Origin of the sequence: Streptomyces sp. NPDC088817 (assembly GCF_044750345.1) — a bacterium.
GTDB lineage: Bacteria > Actinomycetota > Actinomycetes > Streptomycetales > Streptomycetaceae > Streptomyces.
Map to the genome: position 1 here is coordinate 205,395 of NZ_JBIVJN010000012.1, position 14,330 is coordinate 219,724.

General features: G+C 68.7%; 10 protein-coding genes. 3 read left to right on the forward strand and 7 right to left on the reverse strand.

The window, feature by feature from the left end; genetic code table 11:
• The first annotated feature begins 170 nt into the window (after nt 1-170).
• On the forward strand, nt 171-731 hold the full coding sequence (locus ACIP4X_RS22980; protein WP_401350281.1) for an ATP-binding protein: 561 nt from the start codon (nt 171-173) through the stop codon (nt 729-731).
• Here ACIP4X_RS22980 and ACIP4X_RS22985 read toward each other — a convergent pair.
• Together ACIP4X_RS22985 and ACIP4X_RS22990 are read right to left on the reverse strand one after the other, a co-directional pair.
• Nucleotides 612-1,316 (reverse strand): 2'-5' RNA ligase family protein, encoded by a 705-nt coding sequence (locus ACIP4X_RS22985; RefSeq protein WP_401350284.1) that lies wholly within the window; start codon nt 1,314-1,316, stop codon nt 612-614. The two genes, ACIP4X_RS22980 and ACIP4X_RS22985, sit on opposite strands and share 120 nt — an antisense overlap.
• A 55-nt stretch (nt 1,317-1,371) precedes the next feature.
• A complete protein-coding gene (locus ACIP4X_RS22990; RefSeq protein ID WP_401350286.1) occupies nt 1,372-2,733 on the reverse strand; it encodes a hypothetical protein in 1,362 nt (453 codons plus the stop codon).
• Between the two features lie 221 nt (nt 2,734-2,954).
• Here ACIP4X_RS22990 and ACIP4X_RS22995 point away from each other — a divergent pair, with 221 nt between their 5' ends.
• Together ACIP4X_RS22995 and ACIP4X_RS23000 are read left to right on the forward strand one after the other, a co-directional pair.
• Nucleotides 2,955-3,836: a Scr1 family TA system antitoxin-like transcriptional regulator gene (locus ACIP4X_RS22995; RefSeq protein ID WP_401350289.1), complete on the forward strand. Its 882-nt coding sequence runs from the start codon at nt 2,955-2,957 to the stop codon at nt 3,834-3,836.
• Nucleotides 3,833-4,069, forward strand: coding sequence for a DUF397 domain-containing protein (locus ACIP4X_RS23000; protein WP_401350292.1), 237 nt, complete (start codon nt 3,833-3,835; stop codon nt 4,067-4,069). The genes ACIP4X_RS22995 and ACIP4X_RS23000 overlap by 4 nt, the downstream gene beginning before the upstream one ends.
• Nucleotides 4,070-4,184: 115 nt before the next feature.
• Here ACIP4X_RS23000 and ACIP4X_RS23005 read toward each other — a convergent pair whose 3' ends face one another.
• The 5 genes from ACIP4X_RS23005 to ACIP4X_RS23025 form a co-directional block, all read right to left on the reverse strand.
• Nucleotides 4,185-4,688, reverse strand: a complete 504-nt coding sequence (locus tag ACIP4X_RS23005) for a hypothetical protein (protein WP_401350294.1) — start codon at nt 4,686-4,688, stop codon at nt 4,185-4,187.
• A 385-nt stretch (nt 4,689-5,073) separates the two neighbouring features.
• Nucleotides 5,074-7,854: a pPIWI_RE module domain-containing protein gene (locus ACIP4X_RS23010; RefSeq protein ID WP_401350296.1), complete on the reverse strand. Its 2,781-nt coding sequence runs from the start codon at nt 7,852-7,854 to the stop codon at nt 5,074-5,076.
• Nucleotides 7,855-7,956: 102 nt separating this feature from the next.
• Nucleotides 7,957-11,496 (reverse strand): signal recognition particle, encoded by a 3,540-nt coding sequence (locus ACIP4X_RS23015; protein ID WP_401350299.1) that lies wholly within the window; start codon nt 11,494-11,496, stop codon nt 7,957-7,959.
• Nucleotides 11,489-12,700, reverse strand: a complete 1,212-nt coding sequence (locus ACIP4X_RS23020) for a hypothetical protein (RefSeq protein WP_401350302.1) — start codon at nt 12,698-12,700, stop codon at nt 11,489-11,491. The genes ACIP4X_RS23015 and ACIP4X_RS23020 overlap by 8 nt, the downstream gene beginning before the upstream one ends.
• A complete protein-coding gene (locus ACIP4X_RS23025) occupies nt 12,687-14,297 on the reverse strand; it encodes a PD-(D/E)XK nuclease family protein (RefSeq protein ID WP_401350305.1) in 1,611 nt (536 codons plus the stop codon). Before ACIP4X_RS23025 ends, ACIP4X_RS23020 begins: the two co-directional genes overlap by 14 nt.
• Between the last annotated feature and the right edge of the window lie 33 nt (nt 14,298-14,330).

Sequence of the window (14,330 nt, forward strand, 5' to 3'; positions counted from 1 at the left end):
CGGCGCCTCGACGAAGAGCCTCACCGGGGGCGGTCGGCGGCGGTACGCCGTCAGCACGCCGTTCGTCCGCCGTCCGGCGGCGAGCGAGGAGGCGAAGGCGCGGCGTACCGCTGCGCCTCACGCGTGGCGAGGCTGGATCGTCCAGTGCCTAGCGGAAACGAGAAGCGGCGATGGACGCGGTGGACGAAGAGCGCCTCAGCAGGCGGACACCAGTAAGGCGTCATTGGGTCAAGCTGGCGGACTGCGCGGAGCCGTCCGGTCTCGCACGCAGACATGTGCAGGAAGCCCTCAAGGGCTACGCCCGTCCCGAGCGGATCGACGACGCCGTTCTCGTCGTCTCGGAACTGGTGGGAAACGCGGTCAGACACACGGCCAGCGGTCCCGACTGCCTGTGTGTGGAGATCTACTGGAACGTGGCGGTGCTGCGCGTCCATGACGCCGGACGAGATGTGTCCAGAGTCCGGGCACGGTCCGCGGAGATGTCGCTGGACGACCTGCCGGACAGCGGTCTCGGGTTACTGCTCGTCGAGGACCTGGCCTACGGGTGGTCGGCCCGCCCCACCGCGATCGGCAAGGAAGTGATCGCGGTTCTCGCCTTGGACGCCGACGGGCTAGCCGAGCGGGATGTCCTTTCGTACATTCCAGCGGTACGTGCGCCCCTCGCGGCGGAGCTCGACCAACTGGACTGTGGACACGGAGAGTTCGACGGCTGGGAGAGCGCGGAGCCCTGAGACCGCCTCTATGACGGGGGCGGCAGGGCGACGGCGGTTGTTGTACGCCAGGCTGAGGTGCGGTCGGAAGGCGGACGTCGGCTTCTTCGGGGCCAGACCGGCGCCGCTGCCCGCCTTGGCCAGCGCATGGTGCAGCCAGAGCAGGGGTTCCCAGGGGCCGAGGGACAGGCGGACGGCGCCTCGGGATCCGGCCAGCGGCATGGCGCGTACGGCGAACGCGGAGGGCAGCAGCGCCTCGGCGTCCCGCGCCAGGTTGTCCAGTTGGCAGGGGGTGACGGCGTCCGGTGATCCCACTCGGGCGAGGGTGATGTGCAGGGCGTCCGTCGGTACCGGGTCGAGGCCGAGGGGATCCAGCTCCTCCTGGCAGTGCCCGGCGAGGGCCGCGAGCTGTTGATGGCGCGGGAAGGCCAGCATCCAGTAGTACGCCCGGCTGCCGTCCGACCAGCCGGGGCGTGCCCAGTGGTCGGTCATCTCGTCGAGTGCGCTGAACGCCGCCCAGTCGTGGGCCGCGGTGACCGCCGGGTCGTGCGTGTCGGCGGGGGGCTCGGCGGGGAACGCGGCGGGGTCGGCGCTGAGCAGGGGCACCCGTCGTACTCCTTCGGCTTCACACTGCCCCAGCGTACGACGACACCGACGGCGCCTACGACGCGGACGACGCGATGGCCAGGGCCGCTGGCTGCGAGCTCCAGGTCCGGAACTCCTCGCCATAATCGCGCACGGCCGGGTGATCACGCCATGGCCCGGCCTGCTCACGCAGGCCTCGGGAGCGTTGGTAGACGGAGCTGATCGGGGTGTCTCCGCACAGCCGCAGGGCCTCACCGCCCAGCGCCATCGCGTGGTCGACGTCGGGTGTGCGCTGCTGCAACAGCGCGGTGGCGACGTCGAGCCGGACGAGCGCGCGGCTCCAGGAGGAGGTCGAGTGCTCCACGAGGTCGTCGATGTGCTCGGCGTCGCGCAGCACCTGCGCCGCGTTGTGCAGCGCCACGTGGGACGTGACGGCGTTGGCCAGCGTCCGGGCCCGGCCGTACGGCTCGAAGGAGATGCAGGAGGTCAGCCCGACCGGCACCTCGTGGAGGTCGGAGAGCCGGAGCGCCTGTCCGATGGCCTGCGCGACCCCACGCCGGTCGCCGGTCTTGCCGAGGGCCCGGGCCCGGCCGTTGGCGAGCAGGCGGATGGACTGGGCGTGGCGCGGGGCCCGCTCGACGGCTGCGGCGGCGCAGGCGTCCGCCTCGGCGTACCGGCCAGCGTAGTAGAGGCTGAAGGAGAGGGTGCCGCACGCCCAGAGGTCGGTGTCCAGGTCGCCGATCTCACGGCTCAGGTCCCGGGCTTCGGTGCTGTACGCCTCCGAGAGGGCGAAGTCGCCCATGTTCACCGCCATGTAGCCGAGCAGGCCGGAGGCGCGGGCGGCGATGCGGAAGAGCTCGCGGCGCGCGCGTGGGGGCTGGCGGCCGGCGAGCAGGGTGTGGGTGAGCCGCCGCACCTGGCGGGCTTGGGGGCGCAGGACGTACGGCCCGTCCTGTTCGTACCGGCCGGCGATGTCCTCCAGGGATGAGCCGAGGAAGGCGAGCGTGGCGTCGTCGGCGTTGCTGGCCAGCAGCTGCCGAGACCGGGCGACGATGTGGAGTGGGTTCTCGTCGTCCTCGCGGGGCGGAGGAAGGCTCGGCGCGCGACGATGTGCGCGCGGCTCCTCCACGGGGTCCTGCGCGGAGTCCCCGTCGGCCGCCGCCGCGTCGCTGTCGTACGCCGTGAAGAACAGCTCGGACACGGGTCTGCCCAGCATGTGCTCCAGCACTCGGCAGGCGTCAGGGCGGGGCAGAGTCAGTAACTCCCCGCCGTACCACCGGTCGAACTGACGCGAAGATACCTGAAGGGACGCCAGGCGGGGGTCACGGTCGAGTTCCGCCAGCCGGACAGCGGCCCGCTCGTACTGAGCGGCGAAAGCCTCGTGCGTCGTCAGGTGCCGTTGCTGGAGCAGCTGCCGGAACAGCGTCGTCCGTGGCATGGCCCACCCTCCCGGTGCGGCGTGCGGGACCGATACGGAAGCGCGCGCAAGTGGTGCGGTGGTGGCGCATCGCCCATCGGTCGGGTGCGGCGCAAGCCCCGTACGAACACGCGCCGTGACTTCTGACAGCATGCCGAGACAGCTACCAACTAGGCAATATGTCTGGTGAAGTTGACCCGTTCGGGTTGTAGAGGCGTCGTCGGTACGGAGAGACTTCCGACATGGCCTTGAAGAGAAGCCTGGTCCCGCAGTCCGTGTACCGGCGACAGCTCGCGGCACGCTTGAAAGAACTGCGCGACGCGACCGGCCTCACCCTCACCGAGGTCGCCGACCAACTGGAGGTCAACCAGGGGTCACTGAGCCGGATCGAGAACGGCGAACGCGGTACGACACCGGTCCTCGTCCGAGCCCTGCTGGACCTGTACGGCATCGAGGACGAAGACCGGCGCGCCGACGTCCTCGACCTCGTGCGGGCGGACAAGGAGCAGCAGAAGCCCTGGTGGCGGAAGTACTCGACGGTGCTCACCCCGACCCGCTACGACGGCTACCTCGCGCTGGAGGCCGGCGCGACACACCTCGCCAGCTATCAGCCGATGCTCGTGCCGGGACTGCTCCAGACCGAGGACTACGCACGTGCCGTGATCTCCCGGATGAGGAAGGACCTGCCCCCGCCCCAGATCGAGTCCCTGGTTAGGGTCCGGATGGAGCGGCAGAGCAGCCGCCTGGGCGGCGAAGTCCCCGCAAGGCTCTGGGCGATCCTCGACGAAGCCGTGCTGCGCAGGACCGTCGGCTCCGTCAACGTGATGCGCGACCAGATGCGAAAACTGGTGGAAGCGAGCGAGCAGCCGAACGTCACCGTGCAGCTCCTGCCGTTCTCACTCGGCGCACATCCCGGGCTGTACGGCCCGTTCGTCATCCTGACCTTCCCCGACCCCACACCGAACCTGGTATGGCTGGAGAACCCCAAGAACTCCGTGTACCTGGAATCCCCGGACGACGTTGACAACTACACCGATACCTTTGACCAGTTGAGGGACACCGCCCTCGACCCGTCGGAGACCCGCACCCGCATCGCCCGCATCAGCAAGGAGCTCGAAGAGTGAGCACGCCCAGCATGGCCGCCCAACACGACGTCAATCTCACGCACGTGCAGTGGCGGAAGAGCTCGTACAGCGGGGGTGCCAACGACTGCGTGGAGATCGCAGAACTGGGTACCCTCGTCGCCGTACGGGACTCCAAGGATGTTGGTCGTCCGCCGCTGAGCTTCTCGCGGCGGGCGATGCGGGCGCTGGTAGAGGGCATCACGGATAGCCGATCGGCTGGTGTCGAGAGCTGACGAGTTGGCGAAGCTCGGCGCCCTCCCCCAGCAGAAGTTCGACCTGCAGAAGTGCACGTCTCCTGGGTATGCGACACAGCCCTACGCCAGCGTGTTCGGCGCCAGTGTCTCGCGATCAGGCCAGCTTCTTACCGTGGGAGACCAGAGCTGCCTCGACTTGATCGGGGAGGGCGCCTCGCGCTCGCGCGCACTCATTCACCCCGTCCATGTACAGCCGGTATTGGGCCGTGGTCCAGCCGTTCCCCGGCCAACTGGCGTCCGCAGCACCGGTGGCCACAAGAGCCCGTGAGACGACGCTGTCAAGAATGACTGGGAGTTGGGGCGCCGCGCCGTCGCCGTGGCCAGCGAAGTAGAGCACCTTGGTGAAGAACGCCGGCCCCAGGTACGGGATGTGCTGCTCACTGTTTAATGCACGGTACGCGTCGGCGGCGCCTCGTTCCCGGAGCACGTCGAGTGCCTCGCCGAGTCGGGCGTCGATGTCTGCGGGCGAGGAGCGCACGAAGATGTGTGCGCGCCGCTTCACCGACCGCGCCTTGGTGCCGGTCCCCCAGACCAAGGCGGCGACAAGTAGGTGGCGGCGGCCTTCGACTGTGTCGGCCTGGCCGGCGATGCCGAACACGGTCCGCCGGCCACCCGAGGCCAGCGGCCCGCATGCGGGCACTCGTCGAGCGCGGTCGGCTACCAAGTGGAAGCCGGAAGCAGCGATGCCCAGCGGGCTCGGTCGAAGGGAATCGCCTGCCCGAGGACCGTGTCACGGTCAGGGACGTCGACATCATCAGGCAGGACAATCACTCTTGTTCCTCGGCAGGGTTCGGACACCCGGCGTGTCGCGCCAGCCGCCGCGAGCCATCCAAGTGGGAAACGCTCCGTAGGTCAGCCATAGGCCTTGCCACCCCCACCCCGCAGGGATGACAAGACCGGGCGCCCATACCGTGTGGTCAGGGCTCCGGCCGTGGCGGCAACCCGTATCCGAGGTCGCGGACGAGTTGATCGGCAGGCACTGCCTACGCCTCGCCCTCCAACTCATACTCGTCTCCCTGCTCGGGCGTAGCCCCGATCGAGGCCGTCCCCGGCTCGGCCCGCTCCGTGTCTTCCATGGGTTCGGCATACTTCGCGGCGAGCCGAGCGAGGTGCAGGGCGAGTGGAAGCTGCAGCGCGTTGTCGTAGTCGTCCGGGAAACGCTGCTGGTGGACGTACATGGCCCACTGTTCCGCATCGTCACCCGGTTGAAGTGCTGCCATACAGAGCTCGAGGATCTCGGGGTTCCATGCCGACGTGCCTGGCATGCGTAGGGACCGTCCAGCTGCGTTGCGGTGCTCGGTGAATTTGCTCATGTCACGGGGGTGTCCGTGCTGGCTTGCCTTGTCCGAGGTGCTCTGGAAGACGCGATTGCCCTGCCGCGCGTCATCGGGCACCCACAGCCCCTTGGCCACGCCGGCGCCCTCGTCCCCGTCGGGTGCCCACCACTGCGGTGTTTCCTCCCGGTCGTTGCTCGCGACACGAACGAGCCGCAGGCGGCGGCCGTGCGCGGCGAGCCGCTGAAGTGGTCCAGCTCCCAGGCTCACACGGTCGACGGCCAGCCCCGGGTTGGTCAGCCACGGCCAGCGCTGGCGGGTGTTCTGGGCGTGGGTAAGGACGAGGGTCGGCTCGCCGCGCAACTTATACAGCGTCTGCTTGACGAACAGGGCGGTTGCGTCCTCCTGCTGCTTCCTCGTCCTGAGGTCTTTGCTGCGGATCCTTCCTGTGAGACTGCGCAACAGCTCGGGGTACGGCACCCAGTCCGATGTGTCCGCCGTGCGGCCAAGCACACAGTCTTGGCCGGGACGGATGAGTACGGCGATCGGGGTGAACTGCGGATATTTGTTGTCGCGGCTGACGTTGCGCTTGACGAGCCAGAAGGCGAGCTGGTTCAGGTCCTCGGGGATGGCCGCACCGAGTGAATGCTCGGGCAGGCACCGCATGCCGAGCTGTCGCAGACCGTCATTCCAGGCAGCCTTGGCCCTGTGCGGGTCCGAAACAGCCTCTGGCTTGGTGGCGACCGGGTCCGGGAGGTCCAGGAACTGGCTGACCAGGCCAGCGTCAGCAAGTCCCACGCGCAGCGCTGCCTTGGGGTCGCTGGTGCGGCGTCGGAAACCGTCCTTGCCTTCCAGCTCGACGAACGCCAGCTGGGGGCACGTGCCCAGCTCTGCCGTCCACACGCGCAGTTCGTCGCGCACCGCCCGTCGTCGCGCATCCATGGCGGCGTCCCACTCCTCGCCTCGGCGTATGGCGCTGCCCTCACCCAATGGGCCGACGAGTTCCCCGGCTTGCCTGACGTGGAGACGCACGGTCAGGTCGGGATGGTCCCACTGCCACAGCTCGGGGCCACTGGTCGTGCGGTATTGCGCAAGCCCGAGGCTCTCCTCGGCTGCGGCGACCAGGTGATCGCGCATGGTGTCGGTCTGGTGCAGCAGTACGGCAGTGAGACCTGCGGGGCCAACGGCGCGCGCGAGCAGGGGCCGCCGACGGGCGGCGTTGCGTGCCCGTCGCTCGGCGTTCTCCCGGTTGATCCTCGTTTTTTCCTCTTCGGTGGCTTTCTTCGGCACGGATACGGCGGCCTCCAGCACGTTGTGCGGAGTCTGGCGCCGGATCCCGCTGCGTCGGGATGTGCCGACGCATGTGAACTCTGGGGACAGCGATGCCGCAGCCCACTCCGTCAGCCGCCGCCGTTCTTGTGGTGCGATTCCGGCCTGCACTCCGTGTCGTCCCATCATCGTGTGGTGCACCACAGCTGCAGTGACGCCGTCCCGGCCAGCGAGCCAAGTCTCCGGCTCCTTGGCCATGAGGTCCGGTGAGGGGAAGCGGGGGAAGGCGGAGATCTGGTTCAGCATCCCTTCTGGCCCTCCCTGAACCCAGGCGTACCCCCCGGTCTGAGGTACCCAGCGCAGTCCACCAACCGCGAACCGTTCCGGGTCGGGCCCGTCAGGCACAAGGCTCTGGTCCGCCAGCAGGTAGACGGAGGCGCTTCCCCGCTGCGGCAACCAAACGGGGCCGCGTACCCACCGGCGTACACCCGTGGATAGGTGGATGCGGGGAGTCGAGTCGAAGGGAACGGTACGGAGACAAACTCGGATGTACGCGGAGTAGTTCCACACCTGGGATTTCGCACCACGGCCATTGGAGTGCTCCAGCGGAGGCCAGGAGACGAGTTCCGCCCCAGGGGCTCCCGCATCCATCGCGACCTGCCGGAATGTGAGCCGTTCGCCGAAGTGCTCGTAGGCTGGCTCCTGTCGAGCGATGCGGGCGGCGAGGATCTCGGGAAGAAGCCGCCACAGGTGATCCGCAGGCACGGCGGTGCCACCATCGCTAACCGTCTGCTCCAGCATGTCCACGCCGAGGAGGTCCCACTCCAGGCTGTCGATGTTCAGCAAGGAGGCGGTTTCCTTGACCTTCGCATGTCCCTCCGGTCCCGGCTGTAGATCGCGCAGCCAGGCATGGATGAAGGTGCTCATCACCGCCTTGGGATAGGGGGCGTTCGCGTACAGCCAGGGCCGGCCATCGTCGAGTGGTGCCTTCTTGGCCACGGACACCAAGTCGGGGGCAACGGCGGCGATCACCTGGTTGAGCCGCTTGATGGGCACCGACACCTTGCTGCGGTCACGCCGCTCGGGCTTGCCATGCTGCCAGTGGTCCTTGAGAGGAGCCCGCCAGGCTCGGGGGAAGGCTAGTCCGTATTGGGGCACGAGGAATGGATCGCTTCCCCGCGTCGGGATGAAGGCAGCAGGCTGAATTTGGTCATACGCCATGACGGGGTGGGTCTCCGTTCGGGTCGGTCAGAAGCGTCAGTGAGCGTCCCTGCGATGCGTGAGAGTGCATCAATGCGCCGGCGCGGGAGGGACAGTGGGACGTCAGTCCATGTCGGCCAATGCCTTGTACAACGGCTCGTACAAAGCCTCGACCAGGGACTTGTCGATCGTGGGTACGGCGGATTCGGTACTGAAATAGGGAGCGAGGAGTGCGCGCATGCTCTCCAGCAGGCTGGTGGCGGGGGTGTCGGTGGCCGCGAGGCCCGCCTCGCGTGGTGAGAAGGCGGCGTCGACGAATACGACGCGAGCGGGCACTCCGCCCCGCACGAGGCGGCCGATGACCTGCCACATTACGACCAGCTGGTCCCAGGTGAACGCCTCCTTCTCAGTCTTCGGGAGGCTGGTCCACGACAGTCGGCGGGTCAGGAAACGGTTCCAGGCACGGCGGGCGTCGCGCCGGAAGGCGAGCCCAGCCCGGTCGGGTGTGCCTTCCCGACGAGCGAGATGCCGCAAGCCGTTACCTGGGCCACGGATCTGCCGTACCGCCCAGTCGTTGACGGCCTGTACGGCAAGTGCGATGTCGTCGGGACGAGGGTGCGGGCGGGCCAGGAAGTAGACCGTGCCGATAGCGGCCTTGCCTCCGGGGACAACGATGTTGTGGCCGCGTTCGACAGCGAGGAGCGGGGCGACGAGGAGTTCCCCGTCGGCCTGGCCGCCGCTCGCCCAGCCCGCTACGTCGCCCCGGCGCAGAGCCTTCGCCTCGGCGGTACGCGGCAAGGCGCTCCAGGCCGTGTCAAGGTCGGCGTCGTCGGAGACAAGTCGGGAGATCCGACCGGCCCATTCCGGGATCGAGTTGAGGTACGCGGCGGCCCTGCGGGCCTCCTCGTAGCTGCCGACAAGGAGCAGCAGGCGGCGTCTCTCGGGGTCTTCGATGTCGTCGAGTTCTTGCTGGAGGGCGCTTACCGAACCGGTGAGGCTGCGGTCGGGCTCGGCGAGCTGGTGCAGCATCTGGACGAGGGCGGCCGGGCGTTCCTCTGGGTCGCAGCCGGACAGCCGCAGCGGTCTTGTACTTCCGGGCCAGTACAGAAACTCCTTACGGAACTCGGTGTCGAGGATGGCTCGCACCTCCTCCTGGTGCGGGCGCAGCACCGCATCGACGTCGGCGTGCACGTGGTAGCGGCTGGAGGTGCCGGCCCAGCTGGTGGCGGACATCAGCAGCAGGTGCGGGCCGGGCCTGCCGTCGACGGCTGGCAGGTCGGGCAGGCCAAGCAGTAGTTCGCGTCCAACGCCGTTACAGCGAAAAAAGCGCAGTTCGCCGCTCTGCTCGCCGTCTTTCCTCCGCTCGTCCAACTGGAACTGGAAGCCGAGGACGTTGCCCATGGGTGACTCGGGCATCGCGGGCTCGTAGTCGCGGGGTGGGCGACGGGAAAGCACGTTGGAGGCGGACTCCAGGTTGAGGACCGCCTCAACGCGCTGCCATAGCCCAGTCATGAAGTTGAGCCGGTGGTGCAGGGCGGCGAGGACCAAGGTGAGTTCGAACCGGGGCACGTGAGGGTCGGGGCCGTCGTCGAGTCGTACGGCTCCGTTGAGGAGCCGCTCCAACACGGGCCGCACCTGGGTGCGGGTGTCAGAGCCGTGAGGGGCGTGCAGCAGACCGAGCGTGAGATGGATGAGCTCGTTGACGAGCGCGGTCTCCGCCGGATCCGTCTCAGGTTCGGTGGCCACCGTACGGGGCTGGAGCGGGTCGTCACGGAAGCGGTTGAGTACGCCGTCGATCCGCTCGCGCTGCGCAAGACGCCGGGCCTCTGGAGTGCCCTCGGACACAACAGTCTCGTCGATGTCTTTGAGGTCGGGGAACCATGCGTTGATGAGCCACTGGTGGAGGGTGACCGCGCTGAAGTAGTCCTGGGTGATCCAGTGGCGCAGCGCGCGGTTCTGAATGAGGCGTGAGTACAGCCGGTCGGTGGCGTGGCGCACGGTGTGGGTGGCGTTCGTCCAGTCGTCGATGTCCCGTGCCGAGAGCTGGAGTCGCGCCTGACCGGCGAGTTCCGCAAGGGCGTGTGCAGCGACCTCGTCGATCCACGAGTTAGGGGCGCGGCCGGCGAGAGTGGTGGCTGGGGCGAACGCCGTGTCGAGCTGCATTTGCACCCGGTCTGCCTCGTCCACGATGACCAAGTCGCTCATTCGGCATGCGAGTTCGAGGTAACGCAGCCGCTGCTGCTGAAGCTGTTCGGGCACGGCCGTGTGGACGAGACTCGCGGGGGTGGCCACCCACACCCGGGCGTCGACTAGTTGACGGGCCGCGTGATGGCGGGGGCATCTGGACCACAGGGGGCAGCTGTGACGCCGCGGCCGTTCGTCGTCCGTGGAGGCGGCACTCGCGGCGGAGTCAGCGGCCGCTGCTCCATCGAGAGCCTCACCATGGCCATCGGGGTCTGTCTCGGAACTCTCCTTGCCGAACAGCCCTTCTCGCAGGTCCGCCTCCTCTGTGGATGTCCGGCGCGCCTCGTACAGGCTTCCGCACGGCGCCTCGCCGACGCGCAGTGGTCGCTCCGCCTCCGTGCCGCGCAGGGCGTCGAGTGGGCAGGCGCTGTTGACGTGGTTGAAGCCGTCGTGCCAGTGGGTGAGCAGGCTTGGGGCTCCATTCGACGCGATACGCCGGTGAAGTCGCTGGATGTGGCGTTCACGCGTGGAGTGGCCGAGTACGGGTGCGGTCGGCACGCCCAGGCGGTCCAGGAGTCCGGTGACGGACAGAGCTTCGGCGACATCGCCGACGACAATGGTGATCCGCAGCCCGAGTTCGGTGGCGGCCCAGAAGGTGAGGATGTCGCGCAGGGTGCTCTTGCCAGCGCCGACCATGCCGACGAGGTGGAGGAGCCGGTCGATACGCAGGGTGTCGCTCTGCTCGAACTTGCCTTGTCCTTCGTCTCGTACGAACAGTTCGACGCGCTTCAGGCGCTGCAGCCAGTGGCCGCGTGCGACGTCCGGGGCATGTGACTCGATCACGTCCATGCGGCGTGCGGCGGCTTCCAGCTCGCGCCACCGTACGGTGATCGGCTCGCCTTCTCCGGGCAGCGGCGCATCTAGGTCATGTGCGGCCGTCGGTCCGTCCGGAACTAGGTCCTCGGTGAAGGTGACGGCGTACCGGCGGTTGCGGACGGGGAAGACATAGTCTCCGGCCTGGGCGCGGGACAGTCGGTGTCGCGCGTACGGGGGCGGCTCACCGAGCACCTTCTCGTAGCGCTCGAAGCGGCGTGCGGCCCGCGCGGGCGAGCGCCGCATTGGTACGGACTCCGCGGATACGAGATGGTATCCGCGCAGTTCCTGGGGAACGGCGAGGTAGGACTCCAGGGCGAGCAGCCATTCCCGGCGCCTGCGCAGGGGCAGCAGGTAGTGCCGGGCTCGTCGGACGCGCAGTCGCTGAGCGTCGGTGGTGATGTCGCCGAACGCCTCCCCGAACGGGTAGCCGCTGATGAGTGTCCAAGTGTCGACGGCGGCCCGGTTCGGCATGACCGACTCCAGTAGGTACAGGCCGAGTTCCACATCAAGGAGATCGCCGGGGCTGAAGGAGCGGGGTCCGTCCTGCCATGCGTCCTTCAAGGGGGCGGTCAGCCCGCGGTGCCAACTGCTGCGGTCACGCATCGAGCTCTCCTTCCTGGGGTTTTGGTGTCGTTCGCTTTACCCTCCGTGCTGTCCGGGGCGCCGGCCGGGTGGTTCCGGGCTCGGTGTGCCGCATGGTGCGGGCCAGAGTGCTTTTCGCCTGTCGCACGACCTCCTCATCGGTAAGCAGGCTGACGTGGCCTTCGACTCCCTCGGGCAGATGGTGGTGGAAGACTTCGCGGTAGCCGTCCCGCTCCTTGAACCTGTAGGAGGGCACGACGAGCAGTCCCCGGTCGTAGGGCGGTTCTCGGCGCAGGGCGGTGGTGGTCCGGCCCAGCAGCGCAGGATTGGCTCGGTCCTTGACGTCGATGCCCCACGCCCGGCCGTCGGGAAAGACGACACGGAGGTCGTACGCGTCGAAGTTGGGCCACATCGCGACGGCGAGGCCGAGTCCCACGAGTCGCCGTTCTAGGCCGGTCTCAGCCAGTCCGGGGCCAGTGATGAAGACGCGAAGCGGCCTGGTGAGGAGGTACAGGCCGCCGTCGGACCCGGGGTCGAGGCGTTCTCCGACGGCCACGGGCCTCCTGCGGCAGCGGTCGAGCGTGCAGGCGTATCCGTCGTCCCGCAAGGGCACCAGCAGACATCCGCAACCGGCGCACAGCGTGCACCGCCCATGGCTGATATAGGCGGCGGTGACCGGCTCGTAGCACCGCTTCACTATGTCGAGCAGTAGCGACAGGTCCAAGTCAACGCTTAGCAGGGCAAGTTCGACACCCGTCAGGACGGGGCGCTCGATGAGCAGCCTGCGGAAGGCGGTGTAGGAGTCGGGGGCCTTGGCCGCCCGGCAGAGGGTGAGCGCCACTTTGAGCAGTGCGTTCTCGATCTGCTCGGCGGCCGGATCGGGTGCGAAGACGGCCCACTCCAGGCACTCCTGGGCGGGGGCGCCGGTGTGCGTGTCGACCAGCCGCAGGTCACTGATGTGCTTGTCTTCTAGAGGGAACGGCCACCAGTCTGCCAGTGGGCGCGCAGCCGCCCACCGGGCGAGCTGCGGCACGCTGCCGGGGGCCGTACGCCCGGTGCGCAGGCAGACGAGGACGAGATGGTTGTAGGCGGCCTGCACGACGTCGGGGTAGACGGGATCGCCGGGCGTGCGCAGCTGAGACAGCCGTACCAAAGCGGTGGCGACCAGCCTCAGCAGCCGCTCGGACTCGGCACCTGCGACATCCGGGGGTTCAACGGCGGCCACGACGCACCTCCTCGGGGGCGCTCGCGCACCACTCGGTGACAGGGCAGGTACGGCAGTGGGTGCCGGGCCTGGGCGTGAAGACCTCGTCGCCGCGCCAGGGCTCGACGTACTCCCGCACGAGCCGACGGGCGGCCTCGACGCGCTCGGGCTCGTTGTACGGCTCGATGTATGAGGGGTCGCCGCTGTCCGGCCGCAGCACCTCCAGCTCGACCCGCGAGCCCGCCGGGTCGCCGCCGAAGGCTCCTTCAGCTAGAAGGATTACGGCCAGGGCAAGTTGGGGGTCGGTGGTGAAGGGGTCCCGGCCCATCCAGGCGTCCGCGCTCTGCGTGGTCTTGGTCTCGCGCCACACCCACGAGCCGTGCTCCGCGTAGAGCAGGTCCGGTTTCACGATCAGGACGACATGAGCGTGCGGGTCGTAGAAGGCTCGCAGGGGCTCGGGCACCACGGCCGTGACACCGTCGTTGAGTAACGGGCACATGTCGATGTGCTGGGCGAGCATCCGGGACCCGGTGCGCGCCCACTCGCCAGTCATGCGCAGCTCCCCGTCACCCCAGGCGGTATCGCCCCAGGGCATGTCCGCACCCCCGCACGGCGTCAGGAGACCGCTCCTGTGGTTTGCCTCCAGGTGGGCGTGGACGGCCTTGCCGAGCTGGTTCTCCGGCGAGTACTCACGGGTGCGGGGAAGGTGCTGGGCGTAGGAGAAGTACATCTGCGGGCACTTGCGGTGGTAGCGCAGATGGCTGGCGGACAGCTCCCGCAGCGGGAAGGGGCCTCGGCCGGCTGGAATGCCGAGCAGGCCGGGCAGACGAACCGGAGCATCACAGGTCTCCAGGCGGCGGCAGCCCGCGCAGCTGCCGCCGGGCGTCGCGGGGCCGCCACCCACGATCTCCTTGACGCGCCCTTCGGCATGCTGCTCGTAGTAGGCGCGGACCTGTTCGGGCCCGCCCTCAAAGAGGAGCCGGTACGAGCCGTCATGCAGCCCGGTGAGAGCCACGCGCACATGGTCGACAGGCTCTGTGCCAAGGAGCTGGTACGGGTGCCAGGGCTTGGCACCCTGCCGTGCGGGTTCCCCGAAGGCGGCGGCGAGGGCGGCAATCGCGACCCGGTCCTTCGGGACAGACCGGGGATCGGCGCTGCCGTAGCAGAGGAAGGAGAACTCGCGCAGCCGCCGTCCCGGGTTGTGGTGGCAGGCCCCCCAGCCCGTCAGCTCCCAAGTCCGCCCGTCCACCTCCCGCATCCGCACCCACGGGCCGGGGGCAGGAATCACCGGCGGCGCGTCCTTGGGCCGATCACGATCGAGCCACCGCTCGACAGCGTGCCGCAGGAAACGGCGCTGGGCCTGGTGTAGGGAGCGCCGCGCGCAGTCCTCGGTCTGCCGCACGGCGTCCTGCGGGACCATACCCTCGCACTCGACGAGCCGCACGGCGGCCAGAACGAGGCCAAGGACGAAGTTCTCCAGATACGGCTTCGGCCGCTCGACACGGCGGCCCGGCCAGGCATTCGGCCGGGTTTTGCCCTCCGCAAAGCGCAGGCAGGTATGCCGCTCTTCAGCCGCGTGCGAAGCCTGCACCCGGATCAGCGCGCCGCTACCGGTCATCCCCTCCGGCGGTGGCCACTCCGGCATCGCTGC

Excerpts from the sequence above, each read along its gene's own strand:
- ACIP4X_RS22980 (WP_401350281.1), top strand. The coding sequence starts at position 171 with ATGGACGCGGTGGACGAAGAGCGCCTCAGCAGGCGGACACCAGTAAGG.
- ACIP4X_RS22990 (WP_401350286.1), bottom strand. The coding sequence starts at position 2,733 with ATGCCACGGACGACGCTGTTCCGGCAGCTGCTCCAGCAACGGCACCTG.
- ACIP4X_RS22995 (WP_401350289.1), top strand. The coding sequence starts at position 2,955 with ATGGCCTTGAAGAGAAGCCTGGTCCCGCAGTCCGTGTACCGGCGACAG.
- ACIP4X_RS23010 (WP_401350296.1), bottom strand. The coding sequence starts at position 7,854 with ATGGCGTATGACCAAATTCAGCCTGCTGCCTTCATCCCGACGCGGGGA.
- ACIP4X_RS23015 (WP_401350299.1), bottom strand. The coding sequence starts at position 11,496 with ATGCGTGACCGCAGCAGTTGGCACCGCGGGCTGACCGCCCCCTTGAAG.
- ACIP4X_RS23025 (WP_401350305.1), bottom strand. The coding sequence starts at position 14,297 with ATGACCGGTAGCGGCGCGCTGATCCGGGTGCAGGCTTCGCACGCGGCT.